Genomic DNA, 26,217 nt, shown 5'->3' on the forward strand with positions numbered 1-26,217 from the left:
CATCGTGGCAACAGGGAGGGAGAGACCACCGTTTCGGGTGGAATCATGACGCGGGAAGAAACACTTTCGGACACCCCTGACCGTGTTCGGAACAACAACAAAGAATACTGCAAGGAACAACCCAACAATGATAATGCGACCCGAACGGGGGCGTTGCGCATCCAGTGCGCCCCTGCGTACCACTTCATCTTCTGCTGCAACCACGGCCGACCGTCACGCTGACTGGCGTCGGACGACGCTTGCCTCAGCCTGGATACTGCTGATGGCCTGCTCGCCCCTCTCCCTGGCCGAAGGGGATGATTATGTCGCCCCGCCTGCCGAAGAGAGCGATAACGGCCGCGATGCCGTGGCCCCGGCTGCAGCGGCCCCGAGCGGCGACACCAATGAGGAGATCGCCGCCCCGGCAGCCCCTGCCGCGGTCGCCGCCGATGGCGACACGCCCACCCGGGATCTGGGGCGCGTGGAAGTGACCGGCTCGGCCATTGCCCGCACCGATGCCGAAACCGCAGTCCCCGTGACCATCATCCAGGCCGATGAAATCAAGCAGCAGGGGATCACCTCGACCGAGGAGCTGGTTTCGCAGCTGAGTTCCAATGACACCAGCTTCGGCCCCGGACTGAGCACCGGCACCGCCATTACCGCAGGGGCAAGCTTTGCCAACCTGCGCGGGATCGGCACCGACAAGACGCTGGTGCTGCTCAACGGCCGCCGGCTGGCCAACAACTCGCTGGATGGCGGCGCGGTCGATCTCAATACCATTCCGTTCGGTGCCATCGAACGGGTCGAGGTGCTGCGCGACGGCGCCTCCGCCATCTATGGCACCGACGCCATCGGGGGTGTGATCAACTTCATCACCAAGAAGAATCTCAGCGGCGGCGACATCGAGTTCGGCTATGAAACGCCGACCCAGGGCGGCGGCGGTGACAGCAACGACATCAGTGCCACCTGGGGGAACGGCGATCTCGAGGAAGATGGCTTCAACATCATGGGGTCGCTGAGCTACCGCAAGCAGAATCACCTCGACTATACCGACCGCGACAGCATCCGCGAGATCTATGATCCGGCCAGCGGCATCTACTCGGTGTCGTCCTACGCCTACCCCGCCAACTACTACCAGGGGGATATCTCGGGCAATCCGCTGGCTGCCAGCGGCTGTAACGGCACGGGGCTGGTTGATACGGGCGGCGGCACCTGCTCCTACGACTATGGCCGCTACGGTCAGGTACAGCAGGACAGCGAAAAGACCTCCCTCTACACCCGGGCCAGCGCCCGACTGGCCGAGAACCACAGCGCCTCGCTCTCTTATCTGTGGTCGCGCAGCAAGAACACCTCCCTCAGCGCGCCCTCACCCACCTCGTCGGCGCCCGAAATCCAGCCCGGCACCCCCTTCTACCCGGATGATCCGGCACTGGACCCGACCCAGCCGGTGTCGGTGCGCTGGCGCGGCATTCCGGCGGGCGCCCGGGAAACCTACAACACCATCGACGCCAAGCGACTGGTGCTGGATTTCACCGGTGACTTTTCCGGCTTCAACTACGACAGTGCCGTCTCCTGGAACCGCAGCACAACCGATCTCGACTACCGCGGCGGCTATCTCTCCGATGACGACCTCGAGAATGCCTTCAATGACGGGCTGATCGACCCGTTCTCGACCGACCCGCTGACCGAAGCCGGGCAGCAGGCGCTGGCCGATGCCGAGGCCAGTGGTCTAGTATGGACGGCACAGACCGACGTCTATGCGTGGGATGGCAAGCTCAGTCGCGAGATCGGCGACTGGTTCGGTGCCGGCTCATCGGCGATTGCCGTGGGGGGCGACTACCGGCATGAACGGCTCAAGCTGGACACCGATGCGGACGTCGCCTCACGGGCCACCAGTGGCGGCCTGTCGCCGGACGCTTCGGTCAACGAGGACCGCGACGTCAAGGGCGTCTACAGCGAACTGAACGTGCCACTGATTGACGGCCTCGAGATCACCGCCGCCGTTCGCTACGACGATTACAGCGATGTCGGCGATACCACCAATCCCAAGATCTCGTTTCGTTATCAGCCGGTCCGCCAGCTGCTGATCCGTGGCGCCTACAGCGAGGGCTTTCGCGCGCCCACGCTGTATGAACTCTACGATCCGCAGGCTCTGACCTTCTCTCCCAGCGGTCTGAGCGATCCGCAGCTCTGCCCCGGCGGCACGCCCGCCAACGGCGGCGTGGCGACGCGCGACTGCAACACCCAGTTCCAGGAACAGCAGGGCGGCAACGAGGATCTCGAGCCGGAAGAGGCCAGGAACTGGACGCTCGGTTTCGTCTTCCAGCCCTTTGACAGCTTCTCCGCCGGGCTCGACTTCTGGTGGGTCGAGATCGAGAACGAGGTGTCCGCGCCGACCTCGGCCTACGTCATCGCCAACGACCCCGGGTCGATTGCCCGCAACGATGACGGCTCGATCGACTACATCCCGGTGCAGAACCAGAACCTGGGCAAGACCAAGACCAACGGGGTCGACATCTCCGCCAACTATCGCAAACCCACCACCTACGGCCTGTTCACCATCGGCTATTCCGGCACCTATGTGGACCGCTATGACTTCCAGGAGTCGCCCGACAGCAGCTATGTCAGCAATGTGGGCCACTACCGCAGCGGCTACGGCACCATCTTCCGCTGGAAGCACAAGGTGACCTTCAACTGGGCCAGGGGGCAGTGGGCGGCCGGTCTGATCAACCACTACCAGTCCGGTTATGATGACTACGATACCGAGACCCACGACGAGGTCGGGTCCTACACCACCTGGGATGCGCTGGCCTCCTACATGTTCATGGCCGGGCCGCGGATCACGCTCGGCGTGAAGAACATGTTCGACCGCGATCCGCCCTTCTCCAATCAGCCGGAAGTGGGTCAGAGCGGCTACGACGCGCGTTACGCCGATGCCCTCGGCCGCACCGTCTATGCCCGCCTGAATTATACCTTCTGAACCCCTGCCCCCCCCTGTACGGTCGCTGCCAATCTGGCAGCGACTTTTTTATCCTGCATTTCGTACGCTCTCTTTCGACTTCACCGGGACTGGATGTTGATGATGCGCAAACCGATATCTCCCCCCGCTCCGCTGCGCGCGGCCGGCCTGCTGACGCTGGGACTGCTGCTGTGGCAGCCTCCGGCGCTGGGGGCCAAGGCTCCCGACGAGGGCCGGGCCGCCATGGGTGACTGGGGAGTACAGCTTGATGCCCTGGATCGCAGCGTCGATCCGGGTGACGACTTCTACCACTACGTCAACGGCAGCTGGCTCGCCCGCGCCTCGATTCCACCGGATCGCAGCAATTACGGCGCCTTCACCGAGCTTGCCGATACCGCCGAGCAGCAGGTGCATGACATCCTCCAGCAGCTGGATGGTGCCGATACACCGCCCAACTCGCCCCAGCAGCGCCTGGGCGATCTCTATCACGCCTGGATGGACCGGAGCGCCATCGAGCAGCGCGGCCTCTCCCCCATTCGGCCGGATCTCGAGCGCATCCGGCAGGCAGACGACAAGACGGTACTTGCCCGCCTGATGGGCGAGGCCGGAATGGGGCTGAGCTCGCTGGCCGAGCCCTCGATCGACATCGATGTCCGCGATACCGACCGCTACGTCACCTATCTCTCCCAGATGTCGCTGGGCCTGCCGACCCGGGACTACTACCTCGAGCAGCAGCCCCGCTTCAGGGAGATCCGGCACGCCTATGTCGACTATATTGCCCGGCTGCTGCGCCTGGCCGACCAGCCCCATCCCGAAGGCAGTGCCCGGCGCATCCTCGCGCTGGAAACCGAAATGGCCCGGGCGGAGTGGCCCCCCGCGAAGCAGCGCAATCGTTCACTGACCTACAATCCGATTCAGCCCGATCAGCTGGCGCTCTATGCCCCGGGCTTCCCGTGGCAGAGCTGGCTCGAGGCCAGCGGTCTGGCGGGACAGGACAAGCTGGTACTGCGGGAAAACGACGCCATCCGCGGACTGGCCCGGATCTACGCCACCACTCCGCTCTCGACGCTCAAGGCGTATCTGAGCTTCCGGCTGCTGTCGGCCAACAGCGATTACCTGCCCAGCGCGATCGACCAGGCCAGCTTTGACTTCTATGGCAGCACCCTCTCCGGGCAGCCGGAACAGCGCGAGCGCTGGAAGCGCGGGGTCAGCCTGATCAACAGCCAGCTGGGCAAGGCCGCCGGCAAGCTCTATGTGATGCTGCATTTCTCTCCCGAGGCCAAGCAGCAGATGCAGCAGCTGGTGGCCAATCTCAAGGCGGCCTATCGCGATCGACTCACGCACGAGGTGAGCTGGATGACGCCCGAGACCCGTCAGCGGGCGCTGGACAAGCTCGATGCCTTCACCGCCAAAATCGCCTATCCCGATCACTGGGAAGACTATGAGGGCATGACCATCCGGCCCGATACGCTCTATGCCGATATCCGGGAGGCACGCCGCTGGCACTGGCAGGATGAACTCGCCAAGCTCGGCGGACCGATCGATCGTGACGAGTGGTTCATGAACCCGCAGACGGTCAATGCCTACTACGCTCCGAACCGCAACGAGATCGTGTTCCCGGCCGCCATCCTGCAACCGCCCTTCTTCGATCCCAACGCCGATCCGGCCGTCAATTATGGCGGAATCGGTGCCGTCATCGGCCATGAAATGAGTCACGGCTTCGACGACCAGGGCCGCAAGTCGGACGGTCAGGGGCGTCTGGTCGACTGGTGGACCAGCGCCGACACCGAGCACTTCGATCGGCTGGCCGACGAGCTGGGGCAGCAGTATGCCCGATACGAGCCGGTGAAGGGCTATCACCTCGACCCCGAGCTGACCATGGGCGAGAACATCGGCGACCTGGGCGGGCTCAACATCGCCCTGAGCGCCTATCACCGCTCGCTGGAGGGTCAACCGGCCCCGATCATTGATGGCTTTACCGGCAACCAGCGCTTCTTCATGGGCTGGGCACAGGTGTGGCGCCGGCTGTTCCGGGAGCAGGCGCTGATCAATCGCATCAAGAGCGACCCCCACTCGCCCTCGCAATACCGGGCCAATGGCGTGGTACGCAACATGGATGCCTGGTACGAGGCCTTTGATGTCACACCGCAGGATCAGCTCTATCTGCCGCCGGATCAGCGAGTCGTGATCTGGTAATGCCCGCGCCGGTCGGTCAAGGGGCCGACCGGCGCTCACCTCTTCTCGTCATCTCTCGCCGATACGACATCCCTTCGGCAGCTTGACCCAGGTCCTACCCCAGGGTTTTAGGCTAATGCCATCTTCAGTCGAATTCCCGAGAGGTGCGCCCATGAAAGTCAGCCAACTGGCCCATCAGGCCGGTGTCACGGCAGAAACCGTGCGTCACTACACCCGGCTCGGGCTGCTGACCCCACAGCGCAATCCCAACAACGGCTATCAGCTCTATGACGAGGAGGCCCTGCGCCGGCTGCGCTTCATCCAGCGCGCTCGCACCCTGGGCTTCAGCCTCGGCGAGATCGGCGAGATCTTCGAACATACCGATCATGGCGACTCGCCCTGCCCGCTGGTGCGCGATCTGCTGGCCGAGCGACTGCCGCAGGTGCGTCAGCAGATCTCCGAACTGCAGGCACTGGCCAATCGCATGGAGCAGGCACTGGAAACCTGGTCGCACATGCCCGACGGCGCCCCCGACGGCCACACCCTGTGCCGGCTGATCGAACACTGGGAGCAACCTGCTGCAGCAGAGACGACTTCGCCTTCAGACGGAGTCAGGGAGGATGCATGACCGCACGCCGGAGCCATCATCTCGAACTGGAAGGCCTCGCCTGTGACGGCTGCATCAGCAGGACACGACAGGCGCTGGGCGAACTGGACCCTCAGGCGGAGATCGAACTCGACCGCCATCAAGCCCGGATCACGAGCTCGCATGAACCGCACGAGCTGATTGCCGCCGTCGAACGTGCCGGGTTTGCTGCGCGACCCGTGACGCGTGAGCGCACCATCCCCGGCATGAGCTGTCAGGGCTGTGTCGCCAATATGCGCCGCGCCGTGCAGGCCCGGGACGCACAGGCCGAGATTGAAGGTGATCCCGAGAGCCAGCGCCTGACAGTGGCCACCACACTTGATGACGATACGCTCGATCAGGGGCTCACCGACGCCGGCTATCCCCCGGGTGATCCGGGTGCCTCTTCCGGCGACAGCGAGACCGACGCCCGGTCTTCGAATGCGTCGGCGGCCGACACCTCGACCGCCGCATCGTCTGCCTCCAGCGAAGCTGACAGGGGCGGGGAGACGATCGAGCTGGCCCTGACCGGCATCACCTGCGCCGGCTGCGTGCAGACCATTTCCAATGCGCTCAACGGCGTGGCTGGCGTCGACGATGCCCAGGTCAACCTTGCCAGCCGCAATGCCCTGGTGACCGGCAGCGCCACATCGCAACAGCTGATCGAAGCGGTCCGGAATGTCGGCTATGGCGCCGAAGTGGTGGAGAATGCCGAAGAAGGCGATGCCCGACGCGAGGAGCATTCGCGCCGGGAGTATCGTGCCAAGTGGCGGGACAGTCTGCTGGCACTGATTCCCGGTCTTCTGCTGATGCTGGGCATGTTCTTCCATGCCCCCCGGCTGACCGGTGTGGAACGCTGGCTCTGGCTGGCCATCGGGTTCGGTGTGCTGGGCATCATGGTCACCGCCGGACGCGGTTTCTTCTCCGCTGCCGGCAAGGCATTGCGCCATCATCAGGCCAACATGGACCTGCTGGTCGCGACCGGCTCGCTCGCCGCCTGGGTCTACTCCATGGCCGTGGTACTGGCCCCGGCCCTGTTTCCGGATGCCGCCCGCGCGCTCTACTTCGAATCACCACTGATGATCATCGGTCTGATCAGCATCGGCCAGGCACTGGAGGTCCGCGCTCGCGGACGCACCTCCAGTGCCCTGCGCCAGCTGCTGGAGATGCGCGCCACCACCGCTCGGGTGATTCGTGATGGCGAGGAAGTCGACGTCGATATCGACGAGGTCGAGGAAGGCGAGCGGCTGCGTGTCCGCCCCGGCGAGCGCATCGCCGTGGATGGCGAGGTCCTCGAGGGCGACAGCTTCGTCGATGAGTCGATGCTGACCGGCGAGCCCGATCCGGTACGCAAGGAGCACAGCGCCCGGGTCTCGGCCGGTACCGTCAACGGCCGCGGCACCCTGATCTACCGCGCCACCGGCGTCGGCAGCGACACCCGGCTGTCCCGCATCATCGAGCAGGTACGCAGCGCACAGAATTCGCGCCCGCCGATCAGTGCGCTGGCCGACCGGGTGTCGAGCATCTTCGTGCCCGCGGTGATGATCGTGGCTGTGCTGACGGCGCTGGTCTGGTTCAATGTCGGCCCCGAGCCGCGTATCACCCACATGCTGATCGCCGCCACCACGGTGCTGATCATCGCCTGCCCCTGTTCACTCGGGCTGGCGACCCCGATTTCAACCATGATCGGTGTCGGCCGTGCCGCCGAACGGGGAGTTCTGATTCGTCATGGCGAAGCGCTGCAGCGGGCCGGTGATCTTGATGCACTGGTGGTCGACAAGACCGGCACCCTCACCGAGGGGCGACCGCGCGTGACCGAGAGTGAAGCGCCGGCCAGCAGCGCGCCGCTCTCCCGGGAAACGCTCGGTCTGCTGGCCGGTATCGAGACCGGTTCCGAGCACCCGCTGGCTACCGCCATCACCCAATGGTGTCAGGAGCAGGGCGCCACGGCCACGGAAGTCTCCGACTTTCAGGCGCACTCCGGTCGCGGCGTGACCGCCACGACGCACGATGGCACCCGGCTGGCACTCGGCAATCCCGCCCTGATGGCAGATCACGGGGTTGATATCAGCGCCGTGCGAGAACGAATCGAAACGCTGGAGTCGCAGGCCCGTACGGTGATGCTGCTGGCCGTGGGCGATGAGTTGCGCGCCCTGCTGGCAGTACATGATCCGCTGCGCGAGGATGCCCGCGAGGCCATCACCCGCCTCAAAAGCGCCGGTCTGACTCCGATCATGCTGACCGGCGATGCCCCGGCGACGGCTCGTGCCATCGCCCGGGAAGCCGGTATCGACGAGGTCGAGGCCGGGCTGATGCCGGAAGACAAGCACGCCCATATCGAACGCCTGCAGCAGGCCGGCCGGGTAGTCGGCATGGTGGGCGACGGCATCAACGACGCCCCGGCGCTGGCGCGTGCCGATGTCGGCTTTGCCATCGGCGCCGGCACCTCGGTAGCCATCGAATCCGCCGGTGTGGCGCTGATGCGCAATTCGCTGCATGGCGTAGCCGATGCCATCGAAATCAGTCGTGCCACCATGCACAATATCCGCCAGAACCTGTGGGGCGCCTTTGGCTACAACGTGCTGGGCATCCCGGTCGCCGCCGGGGTGTTCTATCCGCTGACCGGTGCCCTGCTGTCACCGGTGATTGCCGCACTGGCGATGGCGGCGTCCTCGGTGACGGTGGTCGGCAATGCCAGCCGTCTGCGCCATTTCACGCCGGGCGGGCCGACCCATGCCGCGCCGGACAGCGCGTCACGCGGCGAGGTCACGGCCCGGGCAGAGACATCGAAGGAGGTACGGGGATGAGCTGGCTGATCAATCTGACCGGCGTGCTGCTGATCGCGGTCATCGTCTGCTGGTTCCGTCTGTTGCGCCTGCCGGGTCGACGCGCGCGCGGGCATTGACGCCTGCCCGGGGCGTCAGTAGTCTCTTAAGCTCCGTTTCAGCGCCCTGCTGCCCCGGCAGGGCCGCCTGAGGAGCACGCAGTGAGCGATTCCGGGCAATCTGCCTCCCCCGATGACCCCTCAACCGACCGCCACCGCAAACGCCGTCTGCGCATCCGGCTGCTGCTGGCGCTGACCGTTCTGTTCCTGCTGATCGGCGTCGCCTGGGGCGCATGGTGGTACTTCGTGGCGCAGTACCGGGTGGCGACCGATGACGCCTATGTGCACGGCAATCAGCTCTCGATCATGCCGCGAGTGTCGGGCACGGTGACCACCATCGAGGCGGAGGATACCGATCGGGTGCGTCAGGGCCAGACGCTGGTTCGGCTGGATAACAGTGACTATCGTGTGGCGCTGGATCAGACCCTGGCCGAACTCGGCCAGACGGTCCGCCAGGTCGGCCAGCTCTATGCCCGGCTCGATGAGCAGCAGGCGATCATCGACCAGCGTCAGGCCACCCTGCGCCAGCGTCGTGACGACTATCAGCGCGCCCACTCCCTCTATCAGCGTCACGCGATCTCTCAGGCGGACGAGGAACAGGCACTTACCAGCTATCAGGCAGCGCAGGCCGATCTGGCCGCCGCCCGCGGCCAGCTCGGCGCGCTCGAGACCCAGACCCGGGGGACCCGGCCGGCCGACCATCCCCGGATTCAGGCGGCGGCCCAGCAGGCGCGTCAGGCCTGGCTGGATCTTCAGCGCACCACCCTGCAGGCGCCGGTCAGCGGCCAGATCGCCCAGCGCAGCGTTCAGCTGGGTCAGCAGGTCTCCCCCGACTCACCGCTGATGGCGATCGTGCCACTCGATCAACTGTGGGTAGAGGCCAACTACAAGGAGACAGAGCTTGCGAAGGTGCGCATCGGCCAGCCGGTACGTATCGTTGCCGATTTCTACGGCGATGACGTGGTCTATCACGGGCGGGTGCAGGGTATCTCCGCCGGTACCGGCAGTGCCTTCGAGCTGCTGCCGCCGCAGAATGCCACCGGCAACTGGATCAAGGTCGTGCAGCGGGTGCCGGTACGCATCAGCCTGCAGGCCGATGAACTGCAGGCGCATCCGCTGCGCATCGGCCTGTCGATGACCGCCACCATCGACGTACACGACACCAGCGGGCGGGCGGTGACGGAGCACTCCATCACCTCGCCCCGCTTTGCCACCCCGGCCTATGACAGCGACCTGCAGCCGATCAATCAGCGCATCGAGGCCATCATCGAAAGCAATCTCGATCGTTCGCTGATACCAACCGATGCGCCGGCGGCGGATGTCGTGAGCTCGCAGGGCCATGAGTGACGCTGCCGTCCAGCAGTCACTCCCGCCGCTGAGCGGTGTCCGCCTGGCGGTCGCCTCGATCTCGCTGGCACTGGCCGTGTTCATGAACGTGCTGGATGTCTCGATCGCCAACGTCTCGATCCCCACCCTGGCCGGCGATCTCGGCGTCAGTGCCAATCAGGGCACCTGGGTGATTACGGTATTTGCCGTCTGCAACGCGGTCACGGTCCCCATTTCCGGCTGGCTGTCGCGGCGCTTCGGCCAGGTCCGGCTGTTCGTGATCTGTACGCTGCTGTTCACCTTCGCCTCGTGGCTCTGCGGCTTTGCCCGGAGCTTTCCCATGCTGCTGGCCTTTCGCGGTTTTCAGGGCGCGGTAGCGGGGCCGATGATCCCGCTGTCCCAGAGCCTGCTGCTGGCCTGCTATCCGCGCGACAGGCGAGGCACCGCCAACGGCATCTTCGGCATGACCGCGGTGGTCGGCCCGGTGGCCGGCCCCATCCTGGGCGGCTGGATCACCGATAACATCAGCTGGCCGTGGATCTTCTACATCAACGTGCCGATCGGTCTGATCGTCGCTCCGCTGTGCTGGGCACTGCTGAAGGATCGGGAGACGCCGACCCGGCGCGATCCACTCGACGTGACCGGACTGGTACTGCTGATCATCGGCGTCGGCAGTCTGCAGATCATGCTTGATCAGGGTAACGACAAGGCCTGGTTCCAGTCGGGCTACATCATCGCGCTGGCGATCATCGCCACCATCTTTCTGTGCGTCTTCGTGGTCTGGGAGCTGACTGCCGAGCGGCCGGTGGTCGACCTGACGCTGTTTCGCGATCGCAACTTCACCATCGCCACCACCGTGCTCTGTCTGGGCTACATGGCGTTTTTCAGTGCCATCGTGATCCTGCCGCTGTGGCTGCAGACCGGGCTCGGCTACACGCCGAGCTGGGCAGGACTGGCCACCGCCTCGCTGGGCATGATGGGGGTGGTCGCCTCGCCCATCGCCGGTCGGCTGAGCGATAGAATGGATGCCCGCATTCTGGTGACGATCGGCTTTACCGTGTTTGCCGGGATCTCGTTTTTCACCAGCAATTCCAGCACGCAGATGAGCTTTGCCGAGATATTTCTGCCCCGCCTGCCGTGGGGGATCGGCACGGCCCTGTTCTTCATTCCGCTTTTGAGCATCGCCTTCTCGCGGCTGCCACAGGACGAGGTCGCCAGTGCCTCCGGGGTGCTCAACTTCCTGCGCCAGCTGTCGCTCGGGTTCGGTACTTCCCTTGCCACCACCCTCTGGGACAACCGCACCAGCTTCCACGATCATCGCCTCAACAGCCACGTCACGTCCTTCGAGCCCGCGACGCAACAGTGGCTGGAACAGGCGCGCTCACTCGGTCTGACCGATGATCAGGTCCATCGCCAGCTGGCGGATATCATCAGCAACCAGGCGCTGATGATGGCCACCAACGATCTCTTCTACCTGTCCGGCTGGGTCTTTCTGGCACTGATGCTGCTGATCTGGTTCGCGCGCCCCGCCCATCGCCACTGAATGAAACTGCTACGCTTGAAGGCAGATTCCCAGCGCAGAGTGTCTCATGCAGCCGGATGGCATCATCGAAACCGTGCTCTACACCCGCGACATGGCCGCCAGTCGCACCTTCTTCGAGGGCGTGCTGGGGCTGACGCCCCACAACAGTGACGAGCGCTTCACGGCCTACCCGGTAGGGCCATCGATGCTGCTGATCTTTCAGCAGGGACAGACCGACGAGACGGTCCGGCTGCCCGACGGCATGGGGACCATTCCGCCCCACAACGGTGGCGGTGAGCAGCATATTGCGCTGGCCATCGGCGCGGACATGCTGCAGGCCTGGGAGACCCGGCTGGCCGAGCACGGCATCGCCATCGAGGGGCGCACCCACTGGCCGCCGGGGGGCGAGAGTGTCTATTTCCGTGACCCGGATCGCCACCTGATCGAACTGGTCACCCCCGGGCTGTGGCCGAACTACTGAGCCGGCTCAGTTGCTGCTCACCCCGGTATAGCGTCCGGGTCGGTGATTGAAGGTCAGGATTACCGCCAGCACCACCGCGCCCAGGATCGAGTAGAGCACGTTGCCGGCCGGCAGCACGAAGAAGGCCGCCAGCATCACCAGGCCGTCGAGCCCCATCTGCACGTTGCCGGCACGCCAGCCATGGCGATCCTGTACGTAGAGCGCGAGGATGTTGAAGCCTCCCAGACTGCCCCGGTGGCGAAACAGTGCCAGCGCGCCCAGACCGATCAGTGCGCCGCCCATCAGCGCGGCGAACAATGGCGCCACCTCGCCGATCTCGATCCAGTCGGAGAGATACCAGCTGATCCAGGACAGCAGGGCAATGGCGGCGAAGGTCTTGAAGGTGAACTGGTGCCCCACGCGCTGCCAGGCCAGCCAGTAGAACGGCAGGTTGACGACGAAGAAGACCGGCCCGAAGGACCAGCCGGTGGCGTAGCTGATCAGCAGGGCAATGCCGGCGGTACTGCCGATCAGGATATGAGCGTGTTCGTAGAGCCCCAGCCCCAGCGCGGCACAGGCCGAGCCGAGCAGGATGGCCATGCCATCCTCCCAGGGGCGATGGCGCTGACTGGCGGCATCGGTGGTTGTCATGGCAGGACACTCCTGGCTTGTTGTTATCGTCATCATGGATCGCACGATGTTGACCGGGGCGGCACTTGTGGCGCCGGACCGTTCTGCCACGGAGATTACCCGGCCCCCTGCCGGGTGTCGAGTTTCAGGCGTCGGCCATCTCGGCATGCTCGATCATCAGCTGCAGGCTCTCGCGGCCGCGCCAGCGATTGCGGGAGAGCCGGTAGGCGCAGCGGATCGTCTCGCCCAGCCCGAAGGGAGGCAGCTCACCCGGGGACACCGCACGAAACCAGATGGCGCGCAGTGTGACCGCGCCACTGGAGAGATCCATCATCAGATGATTGCCCTCGGCCCCCACCAGGCGGGTCTTTTCCACCAGAAAGCGCCCTTCGAACAGCGGCGCCTCGAACTCGCGACCGAACGGTGCCAGTGCCTCGAGCTCGTCGAGAATGGCCAGCTGCAGCTGTGTCTCATCCAGCGCGCCATCGGAGAGGATCTGCGGGTAGAGCTCACGCTCGCCCAGCTGCTCATCCACCGCCCGGGTCAGCGCCTCGCGAAATGCCGCGAGGTGCTCGACCGGCACACCGATCCCGGCAGCACCACTGTGCCCGCCGAACCGCGGCAGCGCTTCGGGGGCCAGCTCGAAGGCCCGCTGCAGCGCGTTGCGTAGATGCACCCCTTCCACCGAACGACCCGACCCGGTCAGCATGCCGGGCTGGGCCGCCGGGGTCAGCACGAAGGTGGGGCGCCCCCAGCTCTGCACCAGCCGGGAAGCCACAATGCCCTGCACACCGGGGTGGCCATCCTCCAGATGGACCGCCAGCACCCGGGCGCCCGCTTCCAGCTGCGCCCGCGCCAGCGCCCGGGCACTCTCCACCATGTCGGCCTCGATCGACTTGCGCGACTGGTTGTCCTCGTCCAGCACGGCGAGGTGACGCCGGGCGGTCGCATCGTCACGGGCAAGCATGAAGTGCAGCGCGGCGTAGGGGTCGTCGAGCCGGGAGCGCGCATTGATCCGCGGCCCCATCTGGAAGGCCAGCGTCTCGGCATCAAAGGGAGTGCTGTCCTCGCCCAGCCACTCGGCCATGGCCCGCCAGCAGGGCTCATCCATGCGATTGATCAGGGTCAGTCCGAGCGTCACCACCGCCCGGTTGATCGCACTGTCGCCCAGCGAAACGCAGTCCGCCACCGTACCCAGCGCCACGTAGGAGAGCCAGGGCGAGAGCTTGGGCGTATCCGGCGACAGCAGCCCCAGTTCGATCAGTACCGCGCGGGTCAGCGACATCAGCAGCCACGACACCATGCAGCCGGCGATGGTGTTGTCGGGATAGCCGCAGTCGCTGCGCGACGGATTGACCACCGCATGCGCCGAAGGCGGCGGCCCCTCCGCCGGCAGGGCGTGATGATCGGTGACCACCACGTCAATGCCCGCCTCGCGCAGCCGGGCGAGGCGCGGCTCATCGCTGGAACCGCAGTCGGCGCTGATGATCAGGCTCGGGCGCGGCGCCAGCGCCAGGGTGCGCTCGACCAGCGGCAGGCTGATGCCGTAGCCATCATGAATGCGATGGCCGATCAGGCTGTGGACGTGACCGGCGGGCACCCCGAACAGCTCGGTCAGGGTCCGCAGGATCACCACATGCGAGGTGATGCCGTCGACGTCATAGTCGGTCAGCACCCCGATGTGTTCCCCCTCGGCCACCGCCCGGGCGATACGCTCGGCCGCGCGGCGGCTGTCACACAGCTTGCCGGGATGCTCGATGTACTTCAGGGCCGGCCGAATCAGGGCTTCCAGCGGCGCCCGGGGAGCATCGAGGCGCCCGGCCACGATCCGGGCCTGCAGCTCGGTCAGGCCGGCATCGAGCGCCTCGCGGTAGAGCCCCTCATGGCGCGCTCGGGGCCGGATGCGTCGGCGCAGCGAATCGACGATGCGCGTGGGCGCGGCATCAGCTGGCATCGGAAGACCTCGCAATCGGGGCAGCGACCGGGGCCGGACCGGCCCCGGTCAGGGAGATTCAGTGGCGGTGCTCGGCCACGAAGCGCTGAACCGCCGCCAGCTCGGCCGGCAGCACGTCATAGCGCTCCTCGCGCGCCATCAGATCCTGCATCGCCTCGGGCAGCGGCGCGCCCTCGAAGCCGGCACGCACCACCGCCTCCTCGAACTTGGCCGGATGAGCGGTGGCCAGCGTGATCATCGGCGTGGTGTCGTCCGAGCGAGCACGCTGTGCTGCGCGGTAACCGATCGCGGTATGCGGGTCGAGCAGCTCGCCGGTGGCGCCAAAGGCCTCGCGGATCACCTCGAGAATGGTGTCATCATCAACCCGATGGCTGGCAAACAGCCGGCGCAGCTCGGCCAGCGGCGCATCGGCCAGCGCGGCGGGTTCGCGCTGGAAGCGCTCGAGCACCTCGCGGACCGCGGTACTGTTGCGGCCATAGGCCTCGAACAGCAGTCGCTCGAAGTTCGACGACACCACGATGTCCATCGACGGTGCCAGCGTCGCCTGCAGCTCGCGTTTCGAGAAGTCATTCTCGGTCAGGGTGCGGTGCAGGATGTCGTTGGCGTTGGTGGCAATCACGAACTGCTTCACCGGCAGCCCCATCCGGCGCGCCATGTAGCCGGCAAAGAGGTTGCCGAAGTTGGCCGAAGGCACGGTAAAGCTGACCTCGCGATGGGGCGCACCCAGCGCCACCCCGGCGGCCACGTAGTAGACGATCTGGGCCATGATGCGCGCCCAGTTGATCGAGTTGACCGCGATCAGCCGAGTGCCGCGCAGGAAGGCCTGATCGGCGAAGCTGCCCTTGACGATCGCCTGGGCGTCGTCGAAGTTGCCCTCGATGGCGATGTTGTGCACGTTCTCCGCCAGCACCGTCGTCATCTGCCGGCGCTGCACCGGCGATACCCGGTTGTGCGGATGGAGGATGAAGATGTCGAGATTGTCGCAGTGCCGGCAGCCCTCGATCGCGGCGGAGCCGGTATCGCCCGAGGTCGCGCCCATGATCACGCCCTTCTCGCCGCGACGGGCGAGAAAGTGATCGAGCAGGCGGCCGAGCAGCTGCAGCGCCACGTCCTTGAACGCCAGCGTCGGGCCGTGAAACAGCTCGAGCAGCCAGTGGTTGTGATCGAGCTGATTGAGCGGCGTGACGGCCGCATGCTTGAAGGTGCCGTAGGTCTCCTCGATCAGCCGACGGAAGGTGGCATCATCGATCTCGTCGCCGACGAACGGCTTCATCACGCGAAAGGCCACCTCGGTATAGGGCAGCCCCGCCATGGCCTCGAGTTCATCGTGCGAGAACTGCGGCAGCTCCTCGGGCACGTAGAGACCGCCGTCCTCGGCCAGGCCGGTCAGCACCACTTCCTCGAAGTTCAGTGCCGGCGCCTGACCACGGGTACTGATATAGCGCATCTTTCACTCCATGAGTGACGAGCGGCGAACCCCGGGCGGCGAGCCGGTTGTACTCGCCCCCGGGCCAGGCCGCCCGAAGCGGGAATCATGCCTGCTCGTCGAGATTCTCGACCCGGATGCGGGTCACCGCACCGGCAATGTCGGCCAGCGACTCGAGCTGACGAATCGCCTCGTTCATGTTGGCCTCACGGGTACGGTGCGTGAGGATGATGATCGGCACCAGCTCACCCTCGGTCGCCTCCTTCTGGGTCAGCGCCTCGATGCTCACGCCCTGCTCGGCAAGAATGGTCGCCACCCGGGCCAGCACGCCGGGGCGGTCCACCGCCAGCAGCCGCAGATAGTAGGCGGTAACGATGCTGTCCATCGGCAGGATCGGCGGATGCTGACTGTCACGGTCGATCCCGCTGAAGGCCAGGTAGGGAGTGCGGTAGTCGTGATGGGTGGCGATGTCGCGTGCCACGTCGAGCAGGTCGGCGACCACCGCCGAAGCGGTCGGCTCGGCGCCGGCGCCGGCGCCATAGTAGAGGGTCGGGCCGACCGCATCGCCCATCACCTCGATGGCATTCTTGACGCCGTGCACATTGGCCAGCATCCGCTCCTTCGGAATCAGGGTGGGATGCACGCGCAGCTCCACCCCTTCATCGGTACGCCGGGAGATCCCCAGATGCTTGATGATGTAGCCGAGCTGATCGGCCTGCTCGACGTCCTCGGCGGTGATCCGCGAGATGCCCTCGGTATAGGCGCGCTCGAACTGCAGCGGCACCCCGAAGGCGATCGAGGCCAGGATGGTCAGCTTGTGGGCGGCATCAATGCCTTCGACATCGAAGGTCGGATCGGACTCGGCATAGCCCAGCCCCTGGGCTTCGGCGAGCACATCGTCAAAGGTGCGCCCCTCGTCACGCATGTGCGTGAGGATGTAGTTGCCGGTGCCGTTGATGATGCCGGCCAGCCACTGGATGCGGTTGGCGCCGAGCCCCTCGCGCAGCGACTTGATCACCGGGATGCCGCCGGCCACGGCCGCTTCGAAGGCAACGATCACCCCCTGCTCGGCCGCGGCGCGAAAGAGCTCGTTGCCGTGCACCGCGATCAGCGCCTTGTTGGCGGTCACCACATGCTTGCCGTGGCGGATCGCCTCCAGCACCAGCTCGCGGGCCACGTCATACCCGCCGATCAGCTCGACCACGACGTCGATGTCGGGGTTGCGCGCCACCTCGAAGACATCATGGGTCATGCGAATACCGGTGAGGTCGCATTCCGGGTTGTCGCGACGGGCACCCACCTGCTCGATCACGATCGGCCGACCGGCACGGCGTGCAATTTCATCGGCATTGCGCGTCAGCACATTGAAGGTGCCGCTGCCTACCGTACCCAGTCCACAGATGCCTACTCTCACCGGTTCCACACTCTATCCCCTGTCGGCTGAGGCAGGGGCCGCTTGCGGCCCTGCCGGAAGATTCATCAAGTCGATGTAGTGTAACGTCTCAGGACGCCGCAATGAACGCCGCTAGCCGTTATCGGCGTCTGCTTGCTGCTGCTGATCGATCATGCCGATCAGCCGATCGACGGGCAGGTAGCCGGGCACCATGCGACCGTCGGGGAAGATGATCGCCGGTGTGCCCTGGATGCCCAGCTGCTGCCCCAGCCGGTACTGCTTCGCGACCGGCGAATCGCAGCTGGCGCTGCCCTGCCCGGTATCGCCATCGATCGCTGCGGTAAAGGCCTCGCTGCGGTTGTCGCTGCACCATACCCGGCGCAGTTCGCGCGCCCCCTCGCCCTGCAGGCCGGCCCGCGGGAAGGCGAGATAGCGCACTTCGATGCCGCGCCGGTTGAGCTCCGGCACTTCATGATGCAGCTTCTGACAGTAGGGGCAGGTGGTATCGGTAAACACCGTGAGCACCGCCCTGACCTCGCCGGCCGGTCTGAACACCACCGTCTCGCTGTCCGGGATGGCGCTGACGGCCTCGTGGCGCTGCTGGTTCTGTGCCTGCTCGGTGAGATTGACCAGCCGCTTGCCGTTGTTGTGATAAAGGCTGCCGACCAGCAGATACTCGCCGCTGCGATCGGTGTAGAAGGTCTCGCCGCTGTCCAGCTGCACCTCGTAGATGCCCGCCATGGGGGTGCTGCCAACCGACTGCACCGGCATCGGCCGGCCGTCGACGACCAGCTTGTCGGCCAGTGCATCGGGAGACGGGGCGCCACCGCTGTCAGCGGCGGCCAGCGCAGGCGTCAGACTGCAGGCACCGAGCGCCAGGGCGGCGGTCAGGCGGCGAACAAGGGCGACAGGCGTCGAACTCATGACGATTCAACCTCGTGGATGGTGTTGCGCATGAATGGCTTCCAGCCGGGCCTGGGCGACATGGGTGTAGATCTGGGTGGTGGACAGGTCGCGATGGCCCAGCAGTTCCTGTACGACACGCAGATGGGCCCCATGATTCAACAGGTGGGTGGCAAAGGCGTGGCGCAGGGTATGGGGTGACAGGGGCGCGGTGATGCTGGCGCTGATGGCGTGGCGCTTGATGCGATGCCAGAAGGTCTGGCGGGTCATGAAACCGTCGTTGCGCCCGGGGAAGAGCGGCGCCCGGCTGATATCGCTCATCAGCTCGCTGCGCGCCTGACGCAGATAGCGCTCGAGCCAGTCGAGCGCCTCCTCCCCCATCGGTACCAGACGCTCGGCATCCCCCTTGCCGAGCACCCGCAGCACCCCCTGACGCTGATTGACGCTGTCGATGCGCAGCGTCACCAGCTCTGAGACCCGCAGCCCGCAGGCATAGAGCACCTCCAGCATGGCGCGGTCACGCAGGCCCAGTGGGGTGGCAACATCGGGGGCCGCCAGCAGGCGCTCGACCTCGGTTTCATCCAGGGTCGCCGGCAGATCCGGGCGAACCCGGGGCGAGACGGCCTCGCTGAGCGGATCACGCGCCAGCTGCCCCTCCAGCAGTGCCCAGCGATAGAAGCGGCGCAGGCTCGACGTGAGCCGGGCGTCGGAGCGCGCCTGGTAACCGGCCGCCTGGCGATCATCCAGAAAGCGCTCGAAGCATTCGGGGCTTGCCGTCAGCAGCGAACGGTCGCGCTCGGCCAGCCAGCGCTGCCAGTGCGCCAGATCGCGCCGGTAGGCCGCCAGCGTGTTGTCACTGGCGCCACGCTCCAGCCACAGCGCATCCAGGAAGGCATCGCGCAACTCATCGTCGGTCATGACGCTCCTCGTTCAGCACAATTGCGGTCTGCCTGGGCCGACTGCAGCCATCGACGCCACACGGACATGAAAAACCCCGCACCATCGGTGATGATACGGGGTAGCGGACATCGCACACACGGCGTCCGGGGCTTACCGCTTGGTGGTAACCCTTTCCTTGATGCGCGCAGCCTTGCCACTGCGCTCGCGCAGATAGTAGAGCTTGGCCTGGCGCACATCACCGCGCCGCTTGACGTCGATGGACGCGATCAGCGGGCTGTAGGTCTGGAAGGTACGCTCGACTCCCACACCGCTGGACACCTTGCGTACGGTAAAGGCGGAGTTCAGCCCCCGGTTGCGCTTGCCGATGACCACGCCTTCGAAGGCCTGCAGGCGCTCGCGATTGCCTTCCACGACCTTGACCTGGACGGAAACGGTATCACCGGCACCGAATTCCGGGATTTCGCGATTGACCTGCTCGTCTTCAATCGCCTGGATGATCTTGTTACGACTGCTCATGTGCTGCTCCTTGTTGCGGCCCGCCGGCGTGAATGACCGGAGCGGACGCTGATCCCGGCGTTAAAACGCGGAACCGATGATGGGTGACGCGGGTCATCCGTGCGGTGGCTCACCGTCACGCTCCCGCACCGCCGGCGAGGATGGCCCGGAGCCGTCATCGCCGTCTTCCGGAGTACCCGGGGAGGACGCCGCCTGTTCGGCGATGTACTCCTCGAGCAGCTGGCGCTGTTCTTCGTTCAGCGTTCTGCCGGCCAGCAGCTCCGGTCGTCGTGACCAGGTCCGGCCCAGTGACTGCTTGAGCCGCCAGCGCCGGATATGGTCGTGATTGCCGCCGAGCAGTACCGCCGGCACCTGCCGCCCGTCGATGATCTCGGGACGGGTGTAGTGCGGGCAGTCCAGCAGCCCGTCGGCAAAGGAGTCGGCATCGGCCGAGCCGCTGTGGCCGAGCACCTCGGGCACCATGCGCGCCACGGCGTCACAGACCACCATGGCCGGCAGCTCGCCGCCGCTGAGCACGTAGTCCCCGATCGACCACTCCTCGTCGATATCGGCCTCGACCACGCGCTCATCGATCCCCTCGTAGCGCCCGGCCACCAGAATCAGCCGACGATGGCCGGCCAGTTCGCGTACCCCGGCCTGATCCAGCACCCGCCCCTGGGGCGAGAGATAGATCACGTGCGTCTGCGAGGTATCGCCGCCATCGAGCTCGGCGGCGCGACGGCGGGCGGCGTGGATGGCACCACGCAGCGTATCCACCTTCATCAGCATGCCCGGCCCGCCCCCGTAGGGTCGATCGTCAACGCTGCGATGACGATCGCTGGCGTGGTCGCGGGGATTGAAGAACTCGATGTCCACCAGCCCGCGATCCACCGCCCGTCCGGTCACGCCGTGGCGGGTGATCGCCTCGAACATGCCGGGAAACAGTGACACGACACCCATCCACATGGTCACTGCTCCACCTCAGAAATCGGGATCCCAGTCCACCGTCATGGTCCCGGCATCCAGATCGATCTCCCGGATCACCTCATCGGGCAGAAACGGGATCAGCCGTTCACGGTCGCCCTTCACCACCAGCACATCATTGGCGCCGGTTTCAAACAGCCAGGCGACCCGGCCCAGCGACACGCCATCGCCCGTTGACACCGCCAGCCCCTCGAGCTGATACCAGTAGTACTCGCCCGGATCGAGGGCCGGCAGGGCATCGGTCGGCAGCAGGATGCGCGCGTTGGTCAACTCCTCGGCCGCCGAGCGCGAATCGATGCCCTCGAGACGGGCGATCAGCCCCTTGCCGTGACGCTGCCCCTCGAGCACATTCAGGGTGCGATACTCGTCGCCCACCTCGACCGACCAGCTCGGATAGTCGAAGATGCCCTCGATGGGCGTGGTCCAGGAGTAGACCCGGACCCAGCCGCGCACGCCGTGCGGGCTGTTGAGCTTGCCCAGCAACACGAACTCATCGCTGCCTGCAGCGGCTGCCGTCTGCATCGACCTCTCCGGGCTCGTGAATCCGTGCGTGGCTGGACTCAGGCCGCGTCCTGATGCTTGCGCGCATAACGCACAAGTTCGGCAACGCGATCGGAGAGCTGCGCACCCTGGCTCTGCCAGTAGTCGATGCGCTCGAGATCGATGCGCATGCGCTGCTGCTGGCCGCGAGCGACCGGGTTGAAGAAGCCGACCTGCTCGATGAAGCGACCGTCACGCTTGACGCGCGAATCGGTCACGTGCAGGTGATAGAAGGGACGCTTGCGAGCGCCGCCGCGTGCCAGACGAATGGTTACCATGGCCTTGACTGTCCTTTGATTCACGGGTCCTTGCGCCCGGATCGGGATCACAACGGACCGAGGATTCGTATCGAGCGCGCTTGCGTCTCATCGGCGAGACCCGGGCTGCGACCTGTCGATCGCCGAATAAACGCGCTGCCCGGAAGGAGCGGCATTTTACGTGATAATTGCCGCGTTGGAAACCACCGGCGGCGGGAAGCGGCCTGTCCGGCTCAGCGCCGCGGGAAACGCCCCTGGCCGCCGCCCATGCCGCTGCCGGGGCCTCCCATGCCCCCCATGCCACCACCGGGGCCGCCCATGCCGCCGCCGGGACCCCCCATGCCGCCGGCGCCACCGCCGCCCATCATGTCGCTCATGCCGCGCATCATCTTCTGCATGCCGCCCTTCTTGCCCATCTTCTTCATCATCTTCTGCATCTGGCGATGCTGCTTGAGCAGGCGGTTGAGATCGGGCACCTGGGTGCCCGAGCCGGCACAGATGCGGCGCTTGCGCGAGCCGTTGATCAGATCGGGCTTGCGGCGCTCCCTGGGCGTCATCGAATTGATCATGGCCTCGAGCTTGCCGAACTCCTGCTCGCTGTTCTGACTCTGGGCCATTTCCGCCATCTGCCCCATGCCGGGCATCTTCTCCAGCAGGCTGCCCATGCCGCCCATGTTCTTGAGCTGCTGCAGCTGATCGCGAAAGTCCTCGAGATCGAAGCTCTCGCCCTTCTTCATCTTCTTCGAGAGCTGATCGGCCTTGCCGCGATCCACCTTGCGCTCGGCTTCCTCGATCAGGCTGAGCACGTCGCCCATGCCGAGGATCCGCGAGGCCACCCGATCGGGGTGGAAGGGTTCGAGGGCGTCGACCTTCTCGCCCATGCCCATGAACTTGATCGGCTTGCCGGTGATCTGGCGCACCGACAGCGCGGCACCGCCCCGGGAGTCGCCGTCCGCCTTGGTCAGGATCACGCCGGTCAGCGGCAGCGCCTCGTGGAAGGCGCGCGCGGTGGTCGCGGCATCCTGACCGGTCATGGCATCGACGGTGAACAGGGTCTCCTGCGGCGAGATCGCCTGATGCAGGTCGCGGATCTCGCTCATCATGTGTTCATCGACGTGCAGACGCCCGGCGGTATCCACCAGCACCACGTCATGGAACTGGATGCGCGCGTGCCTGATCGCCGCTTCGGCGATGTCGGTCGGCTTCTGGTCGCTCGACGACGGGAAGAACTCGACGCCGACTTCGGCCGCCAGCGTCTCCAGCTGGTCGATGGCCGCCGGACGGTAGACGTCGGTCGAGACCACCAGCACCTTCTTCTTCTCGCGCTCGCGCAGGTACTTGCCGAGCTTGGCCACCGAGGTGGTCTTGCCGGCGCCCTGCAGGCCGGCCATCAGCACGATCGAGGGCTGCTGCTTCAGCTCCAGCGGCACGTTGGCCTCGCCCATGATCGCTTCCAGCTCCTGCTGAACGATCTTGACGAACTGCTGGCCCGGCGACAGGCTCTTCGAGACCTCCTGGCCGACGGCGCGCTGACGCACGCGCTCGACGAAGTCCTTGACCACCGGCAGCGCCACGTCGGCTTCGAGCAGCGCCCGGCGGACCTCGCGCAGGGTATCCTTGATGTTCTCTTCGGTAAGTTTCGCCTGCCCGGTTACCGATTTCAGTGTCTGCGACAGACGATCGGTCAAGCTGTCAAACATGGGCGTCTCCGACGATAAAGGGTTCGGCGACCGGCACGCGGCCGGCGCTGATGGCGCCCAGTATAACCGGGCTGTCGAGCCGGATGCATCCGCACCGGCGCTGCAATCGCTCTCACGGTTTCCGCTCAGCCGCCGAGCAGGATCACCTCCAGCCGCCGCGGTCCGTGTACACCTGCCACCCGGCTGAGTTCGATGTCAGCGGTCGCCGAGGGCCCGGTAATGAAGGTGATCGGCGCGCAGGTACGCTGCGTCTCCACCAGCTGCGTCATCGCCTCGGGGACCAGCCCGACCACCTGAGCGGCATCGATCACGCAGAGATGGTAATCCGGCATCAGCGTCAACAGCCGCCGCCCCTGCGCCGGTCCGGCATCGAGCACGATCGAACCGGTCTCGGCAATCGCCAGCCGGCAGCCGGTGATCACCCCGTCGATGTCATTGATCGCCGCCGCCGGGTGCCCGTCATCCGTGATCAGCGAGACCCCCTCGTCACCGGGACACCATGCCCCGGGCAGATCCGGCGGCACGATCACCGAACCGATCGCACTCGCCTTCAGCCGCTGGTCAATGATGCCCCGCACCTCGGCCTCCCCGGCGGCCTCCAGCACCCGGACCCCGAGCCCTTCGAGCCGCTGTCGGAAGCGATCCGTGATTGCCTCGCGCGTGGCATCATCCTGCCGGCGATAGCGGCGTTCGATGGCGTCATGATCGGCCTGCCGCGGACGCCTGCCGGCGTCGACCGTGTGCGCCGACGCCTCCCGACCCAGCGCCCGGCGGATATCGCCGAGCATGGCATCACGTCCATCAGCCGGTTGAGTCATCACTGCCTCCATGATTGCCGCGGCCACGCTGCGCTCCGGCCTGCCCCGGCTGCTGGCGCGCGGCCCACCATTCGCGAAAGGACTGCTCCGGCAGCGCCGGCATGTCGCGGGTACGGGTCCAGCCGCCGAGCGCCCCCGGCAGGCGATCGATCCGGCCCTCCCGGGCGATCAGCTTCTGCCCCTGCCGGGCCAGACGCTGCAGACCATGCAGCCGTTCACTGCGCTCGAACATCCAGCGCGCGGTCTGCATCGCCAGCGACTCCGGGGCCAGCCGGCCGGCGGGACGGCGACGCTGCTGCGCCACCTTCTCGCCACGCAACTGCACCAGAATCGAGGGAATGTCGATCTTCACCGGACACGCCTCCTGACAGGCACCACACAAGGTGGAGGCCTCGGCCAGCGTGCCGGCCTGCTCCACGCCGCGCAGCTGCGGGGTGAGAATGGCGCCGATCGGCCCCTGGTACATCGAGTCATAGGCATGACCGCCGGTGCGCTCGTAGACCGGGCAGACATTGAGACAGCGCGAGCAGCGGATGCAGTGCAGCGTCTGGCGCTTCTGCTCGTCGGCGAGAATCCGGCTGCGACCGTTGTCGAGCAGCACCAGATGAAAGGTCTGCGGCCCGTCCCCCTCGTGCACCCCGGTCCACAGCGAGGTATAGGGATTCATCCGTTCGCCGGTCGAGGCTCGCGGCAGCAGCTGCAGGAAGACTTCCAGATCCTGCCAGCGGGGGATCAGCTTCTCGATCCCCATCAGCGAGATCATCACATCCGGCACCGTCAGGCACATGCGCCCATTGCCCTCGGACTCCACCACACTCACCGAGCCGGTTTCGGCGACGGCGAAGTTGGCGCCCGAGATCGCCACCCGGGTATCGAGGAACCGGCTGCGCAGGTAGCGACGCGCAGTCGCCGTCAGCTCGGGGGGATCATCGGAGAGGGTCTCGAAGCTCAGGTCCTTCATGTCGCGCATCTCGCGCACGAACAGCTCGCGGATCTCGGCACGATTGCGGTGGATGGCGGGCACCAGGATGTGCGAGGGCCGATCACCGCCGAGCTGGACGATCATGTCGGCCAGGTCGGTTTCGACCGGCTCGATGCCGGCTTCCGAGAGCGCCGGATTGAGCTCGACCTCATCGGTGGTCATGGACTTGATCTTGATCGCCCGATCGGTCTCGTGCTCGCGGGTCAGCCCGACCACGATGCGTCGCGCCTCCTCGGCATCCCGCGCCCAGTGCACCTGACCGCCGGCCGCCTGCACCCGCTCCTCGAGCTCGAGCAGATACTCGTCGAGATACGCCATGGTGTGGGCCTTGAGCGCACTGCCGGCGTCACGCAGCGCCTCCCAGTCGGGCAGCTCGCCGGCCATCCGGGCCGTCCGCTCGCGAATGGTGGTGGTCGCCTTTTTCACGTTGCGGCGCATCTGGGTATCGTGCAGCGCCTGATGGGCCCGTTCGGGAAAGGTGGTCTCGCTCATGATCGTACTCCGCCCGCGGCCTGCGAACCCGGTTCGGTAGAGGCCAGAATTTCCGCCAGATGCACGGTTCGCACGCCGGTCTGCTGACGCGACAGCCCTCCGCCGATATGCATCAGACAGGAGTTGTCACCGGCGGTGCAGACTTCGGCACCGGTTGCCAGGATGGCCGCCATCTTGTCACTCAGCATCGCCGTGGAAACATCGGCATTCTTGATCGCGAAGGTACCGCCGAAGCCGCAGCACTCCTCGATCCGGGGCAGCTCCACGAACTCCAGTCCGGCCACGTTTTCGAGCAGCCGCCGGGGAGCCTCACCGAGCCCCAGCGCCCGCAGGGAGGTACAGGAGGCATGATAGGTCACCCGATGCGGATAGTAGGCCCCGACATCGGTGACACCGAGCCTTCCGGTCAGGAATTCGGCGAACTCGTACACCCGGGGCAGCAGCGCCTCGAGCCGGGCCACCAGCGACTCATCCCCGGCCTCCCGGGCCAGTCGGGGGTAGTGCTGGCGCACCATCGCGGTACAGGAGGTCGAGGGGATCACGACCACTTCGGCCGACTCGAACTGCTCGACGAAGCGGCGCACCAGTCCCAGGGCCTCATCCCGGTAGCCGCTGTTGTGGTGCATCTGGCCACAGCAGGTCTGGGCCATAGGAAAATCGACCTCGTGGCCGAGCCGCTCGAGCACCGTCACCACGGCCCGGCCGGTATCGGGAAACAGGGTATCGTTGAAACAGGTAATGAACAGGGCAACGCGCATTCCGACCTCGGCTCCCGCATGACATGAGTAATCACCGGTCGACGCCACGCTGTCC

General features: G+C 66.0%; 21 protein-coding genes. 7 read left to right on the top strand and 14 right to left on the bottom strand.

All coding sequences use genetic code 11. The annotated features are described in order from the left end of the window. The first annotated feature begins 262 nt into the window (after positions 1–262). The 7 genes from C7446_RS08485 (at position 263) to C7446_RS08515 (ending at position 11,951) form a co-directional block, all read left to right on the top strand. A complete protein-coding gene (locus tag C7446_RS08485; protein WP_170150030.1) occupies positions 263–2,959 on the top strand; it encodes a TonB-dependent receptor in 2,697 nt (898 codons plus the stop codon). A gap of 102 nt (positions 2,960–3,061) precedes the next feature. Then, positions 3,062–5,134, top strand: a complete 2,073-nt coding sequence (locus C7446_RS08490) for a M13 family metallopeptidase (protein WP_170150031.1) — start codon at positions 3,062–3,064, stop codon at positions 5,132–5,134. 151 nt (positions 5,135–5,285) lie between these two features. Next, positions 5,286–5,741 (top strand): MerR family transcriptional regulator, encoded by a 456-nt coding sequence (locus C7446_RS08495; RefSeq protein ID WP_121172648.1) that lies wholly within the window; start codon positions 5,286–5,288, stop codon positions 5,739–5,741. Further along, positions 5,738–8,545 (top strand): heavy metal translocating P-type ATPase, encoded by a 2,808-nt coding sequence (locus tag C7446_RS08500; protein ID WP_342768362.1) that lies wholly within the window; start codon positions 5,738–5,740, stop codon positions 8,543–8,545. The genes C7446_RS08495 and C7446_RS08500 overlap by 4 nt, the downstream gene beginning before the upstream one ends. Positions 8,546–8,724: 179 nt before the next feature. Then, positions 8,725–9,969: an HlyD/EmrA/EmrK family protein gene (locus C7446_RS08505; protein ID WP_121172649.1), complete on the top strand. Its 1,245-nt coding sequence runs from the start codon at positions 8,725–8,727 to the stop codon at positions 9,967–9,969. Further along, positions 9,962–11,491 (top strand): DHA2 family efflux MFS transporter permease subunit, encoded by a 1,530-nt coding sequence (locus tag C7446_RS08510; RefSeq protein ID WP_121172650.1) that lies wholly within the window; start codon positions 9,962–9,964, stop codon positions 11,489–11,491. The genes C7446_RS08505 and C7446_RS08510 overlap by 8 nt, the downstream gene beginning before the upstream one ends. Positions 11,492–11,537: 46 nt before the next feature. Beyond that, a complete protein-coding gene (locus tag C7446_RS08515) occupies positions 11,538–11,951 on the top strand; it encodes a VOC family protein (protein ID WP_121172651.1) in 414 nt (137 codons plus the stop codon). Between the two features lie 6 nt (positions 11,952–11,957). On the opposite strand, the gene C7446_RS08520 is transcribed toward C7446_RS08515, so the two are convergent. From C7446_RS08520 to C7446_RS08585, 14 genes are all read right to left on the bottom strand, one after another. Further along, on the bottom strand, positions 11,958–12,581 hold the full coding sequence (locus C7446_RS08520; RefSeq protein WP_121172652.1) for a YitT family protein: 624 nt from the start codon (positions 12,579–12,581) through the stop codon (positions 11,958–11,960). Positions 12,582–12,705: 124 nt separating this feature from the next. Continuing rightward, complete coding sequence (locus C7446_RS08525) at positions 12,706–14,514, bottom strand: single-stranded-DNA-specific exonuclease RecJ (RefSeq protein ID WP_121172653.1); 1,809 nt, start codon at positions 14,512–14,514, stop codon at positions 12,706–12,708. A 58-nt stretch (positions 14,515–14,572) separates the two neighbouring features. Then, the gene (thrC, locus tag C7446_RS08530; protein ID WP_121172654.1) at positions 14,573–15,961 is read right to left on the bottom strand and encodes a threonine synthase; all 1,389 of its coding nucleotides are present in this window, start codon (positions 15,959–15,961) and stop codon (positions 14,573–14,575) included. Between the two features lie 85 nt (positions 15,962–16,046). Beyond that, a complete protein-coding gene (locus tag C7446_RS08535; RefSeq protein WP_121172655.1) occupies positions 16,047–17,363 on the bottom strand; it encodes a homoserine dehydrogenase in 1,317 nt (438 codons plus the stop codon). A 102-nt stretch (positions 17,364–17,465) separates the two neighbouring features. After that, complete coding sequence (locus C7446_RS08540; protein ID WP_121172656.1) at positions 17,466–18,257, bottom strand: DsbC family protein; 792 nt, start codon at positions 18,255–18,257, stop codon at positions 17,466–17,468. Positions 18,258–18,263: 6 nt separating this feature from the next. Further along, on the bottom strand, positions 18,264–19,154 hold the full coding sequence (xerD, locus tag C7446_RS08545; RefSeq protein WP_121172657.1) for a site-specific tyrosine recombinase XerD: 891 nt from the start codon (positions 19,152–19,154) through the stop codon (positions 18,264–18,266). Between the two features lie 132 nt (positions 19,155–19,286). Then, positions 19,287–19,652 carry a 50S ribosomal protein L19 gene (gene rplS, locus C7446_RS08550; RefSeq protein WP_121172658.1) on the bottom strand — a complete coding sequence of 122 codons (366 nt, stop codon included), beginning with the start codon at positions 19,650–19,652 and terminating at the stop codon, positions 19,287–19,289. A gap of 93 nt (positions 19,653–19,745) precedes the next feature. Further along, on the bottom strand, positions 19,746–20,597 hold the full coding sequence (gene trmD, locus C7446_RS08555) for a tRNA (guanosine(37)-N1)-methyltransferase TrmD (RefSeq protein WP_121172659.1): 852 nt from the start codon (positions 20,595–20,597) through the stop codon (positions 19,746–19,748). Between the two features lie 15 nt (positions 20,598–20,612). After that, complete coding sequence (rimM, locus tag C7446_RS08560) at positions 20,613–21,137, bottom strand: ribosome maturation factor RimM (protein ID WP_121172660.1); 525 nt, start codon at positions 21,135–21,137, stop codon at positions 20,613–20,615. Positions 21,138–21,175: 38 nt separating this feature from the next. Then, positions 21,176–21,433 (bottom strand): 30S ribosomal protein S16, encoded by a 258-nt coding sequence (gene rpsP, locus C7446_RS08565; protein WP_121172661.1) that lies wholly within the window; start codon positions 21,431–21,433, stop codon positions 21,176–21,178. A 212-nt stretch (positions 21,434–21,645) separates the two neighbouring features. Then, positions 21,646–23,112: a signal recognition particle protein gene (gene ffh / locus C7446_RS08570; RefSeq protein ID WP_121172662.1), complete on the bottom strand. Its 1,467-nt coding sequence runs from the start codon at positions 23,110–23,112 to the stop codon at positions 21,646–21,648. 125 nt (positions 23,113–23,237) lie between these two features. Beyond that, entirely contained in the window at positions 23,238–23,930 is a 693-nt protein-coding gene (locus C7446_RS08575) for a LutC/YkgG family protein (protein ID WP_211327904.1), read from the bottom strand. Then, positions 23,914–25,404 (bottom strand): lactate utilization protein B, encoded by a 1,491-nt coding sequence (locus C7446_RS08580; RefSeq protein ID WP_121172663.1) that lies wholly within the window; start codon positions 25,402–25,404, stop codon positions 23,914–23,916. The genes C7446_RS08575 and C7446_RS08580 overlap by 17 nt, the downstream gene beginning before the upstream one ends. After that, the gene (locus C7446_RS08585) at positions 25,401–26,162 is read right to left on the bottom strand and encodes a (Fe-S)-binding protein (protein ID WP_121172726.1); all 762 of its coding nucleotides are present in this window, start codon (positions 26,160–26,162) and stop codon (positions 25,401–25,403) included. Before C7446_RS08585 ends, C7446_RS08580 begins: the two co-directional genes overlap by 4 nt. Positions 26,163–26,217 lie beyond the last annotated feature (55 nt).

Origin of the sequence: Kushneria sinocarnis (assembly GCF_003633775.1) — a bacterium.
Classification (GTDB): Bacteria; Pseudomonadota; Gammaproteobacteria; order Pseudomonadales; family Halomonadaceae; genus Kushneria; species Kushneria sinocarnis.

Bases quoted from the DNA above. Each gene is read 5' to 3' on its own strand.
- ffh (WP_121172662.1), bottom strand. From the start codon at position 23,112: ATGTTTGACAGCTTGACCGATCGTCTGTCGCAGACACTGAAATCGGTA.
- C7446_RS08500 (WP_342768362.1), top strand. From the start codon at position 5,738: ATGACCGCACGCCGGAGCCATCATCTCGAACTGGAAGGCCTCGCCTGT.
- C7446_RS08490 (WP_170150031.1), top strand. From the start codon at position 3,062: ATGCGCAAACCGATATCTCCCCCCGCTCCGCTGCGCGCGGCCGGCCTG.
- trmD (WP_121172659.1), bottom strand. From the start codon at position 20,597: ATGTGGATGGGTGTCGTGTCACTGTTTCCCGGCATGTTCGAGGCGATC.
- C7446_RS08510 (WP_121172650.1), top strand. From the start codon at position 9,962: ATGAGTGACGCTGCCGTCCAGCAGTCACTCCCGCCGCTGAGCGGTGTC.
- C7446_RS08520 (WP_121172652.1), bottom strand. From the start codon at position 12,581: ATGACAACCACCGATGCCGCCAGTCAGCGCCATCGCCCCTGGGAGGAT.
- C7446_RS08575 (WP_211327904.1), bottom strand. From the start codon at position 23,930: ATGACTCAACCGGCTGATGGACGTGATGCCATGCTCGGCGATATCCGC.
- C7446_RS08485 (WP_170150030.1), top strand. From the start codon at position 263: ATGGCCTGCTCGCCCCTCTCCCTGGCCGAAGGGGATGATTATGTCGCC.
- C7446_RS08495 (WP_121172648.1), top strand. From the start codon at position 5,286: ATGAAAGTCAGCCAACTGGCCCATCAGGCCGGTGTCACGGCAGAAACC.
- xerD (WP_121172657.1), bottom strand. From the start codon at position 19,154: ATGACCGACGATGAGTTGCGCGATGCCTTCCTGGATGCGCTGTGGCTG.
- C7446_RS08585 (WP_121172726.1), bottom strand. From the start codon at position 26,162: ATGCGCGTTGCCCTGTTCATTACCTGTTTCAACGATACCCTGTTTCCC.
- C7446_RS08525 (WP_121172653.1), bottom strand. From the start codon at position 14,514: ATGCCAGCTGATGCCGCGCCCACGCGCATCGTCGATTCGCTGCGCCGA.
- thrC (WP_121172654.1), bottom strand. From the start codon at position 15,961: ATGCGCTATATCAGTACCCGTGGTCAGGCGCCGGCACTGAACTTCGAG.
- C7446_RS08580 (WP_121172663.1), bottom strand. From the start codon at position 25,404: ATGAGCGAGACCACCTTTCCCGAACGGGCCCATCAGGCGCTGCACGAT.
- C7446_RS08540 (WP_121172656.1), bottom strand. From the start codon at position 18,257: ATGAGTTCGACGCCTGTCGCCCTTGTTCGCCGCCTGACCGCCGCCCTG.
- C7446_RS08515 (WP_121172651.1), top strand. From the start codon at position 11,538: ATGCAGCCGGATGGCATCATCGAAACCGTGCTCTACACCCGCGACATG.
- rplS (WP_121172658.1), bottom strand. From the start codon at position 19,652: ATGAGCAGTCGTAACAAGATCATCCAGGCGATTGAAGACGAGCAGGTC.
- rpsP (WP_121172661.1), bottom strand. From the start codon at position 21,433: ATGGTAACCATTCGTCTGGCACGCGGCGGCGCTCGCAAGCGTCCCTTC.
- rimM (WP_121172660.1), bottom strand. From the start codon at position 21,137: ATGCAGACGGCAGCCGCTGCAGGCAGCGATGAGTTCGTGTTGCTGGGC.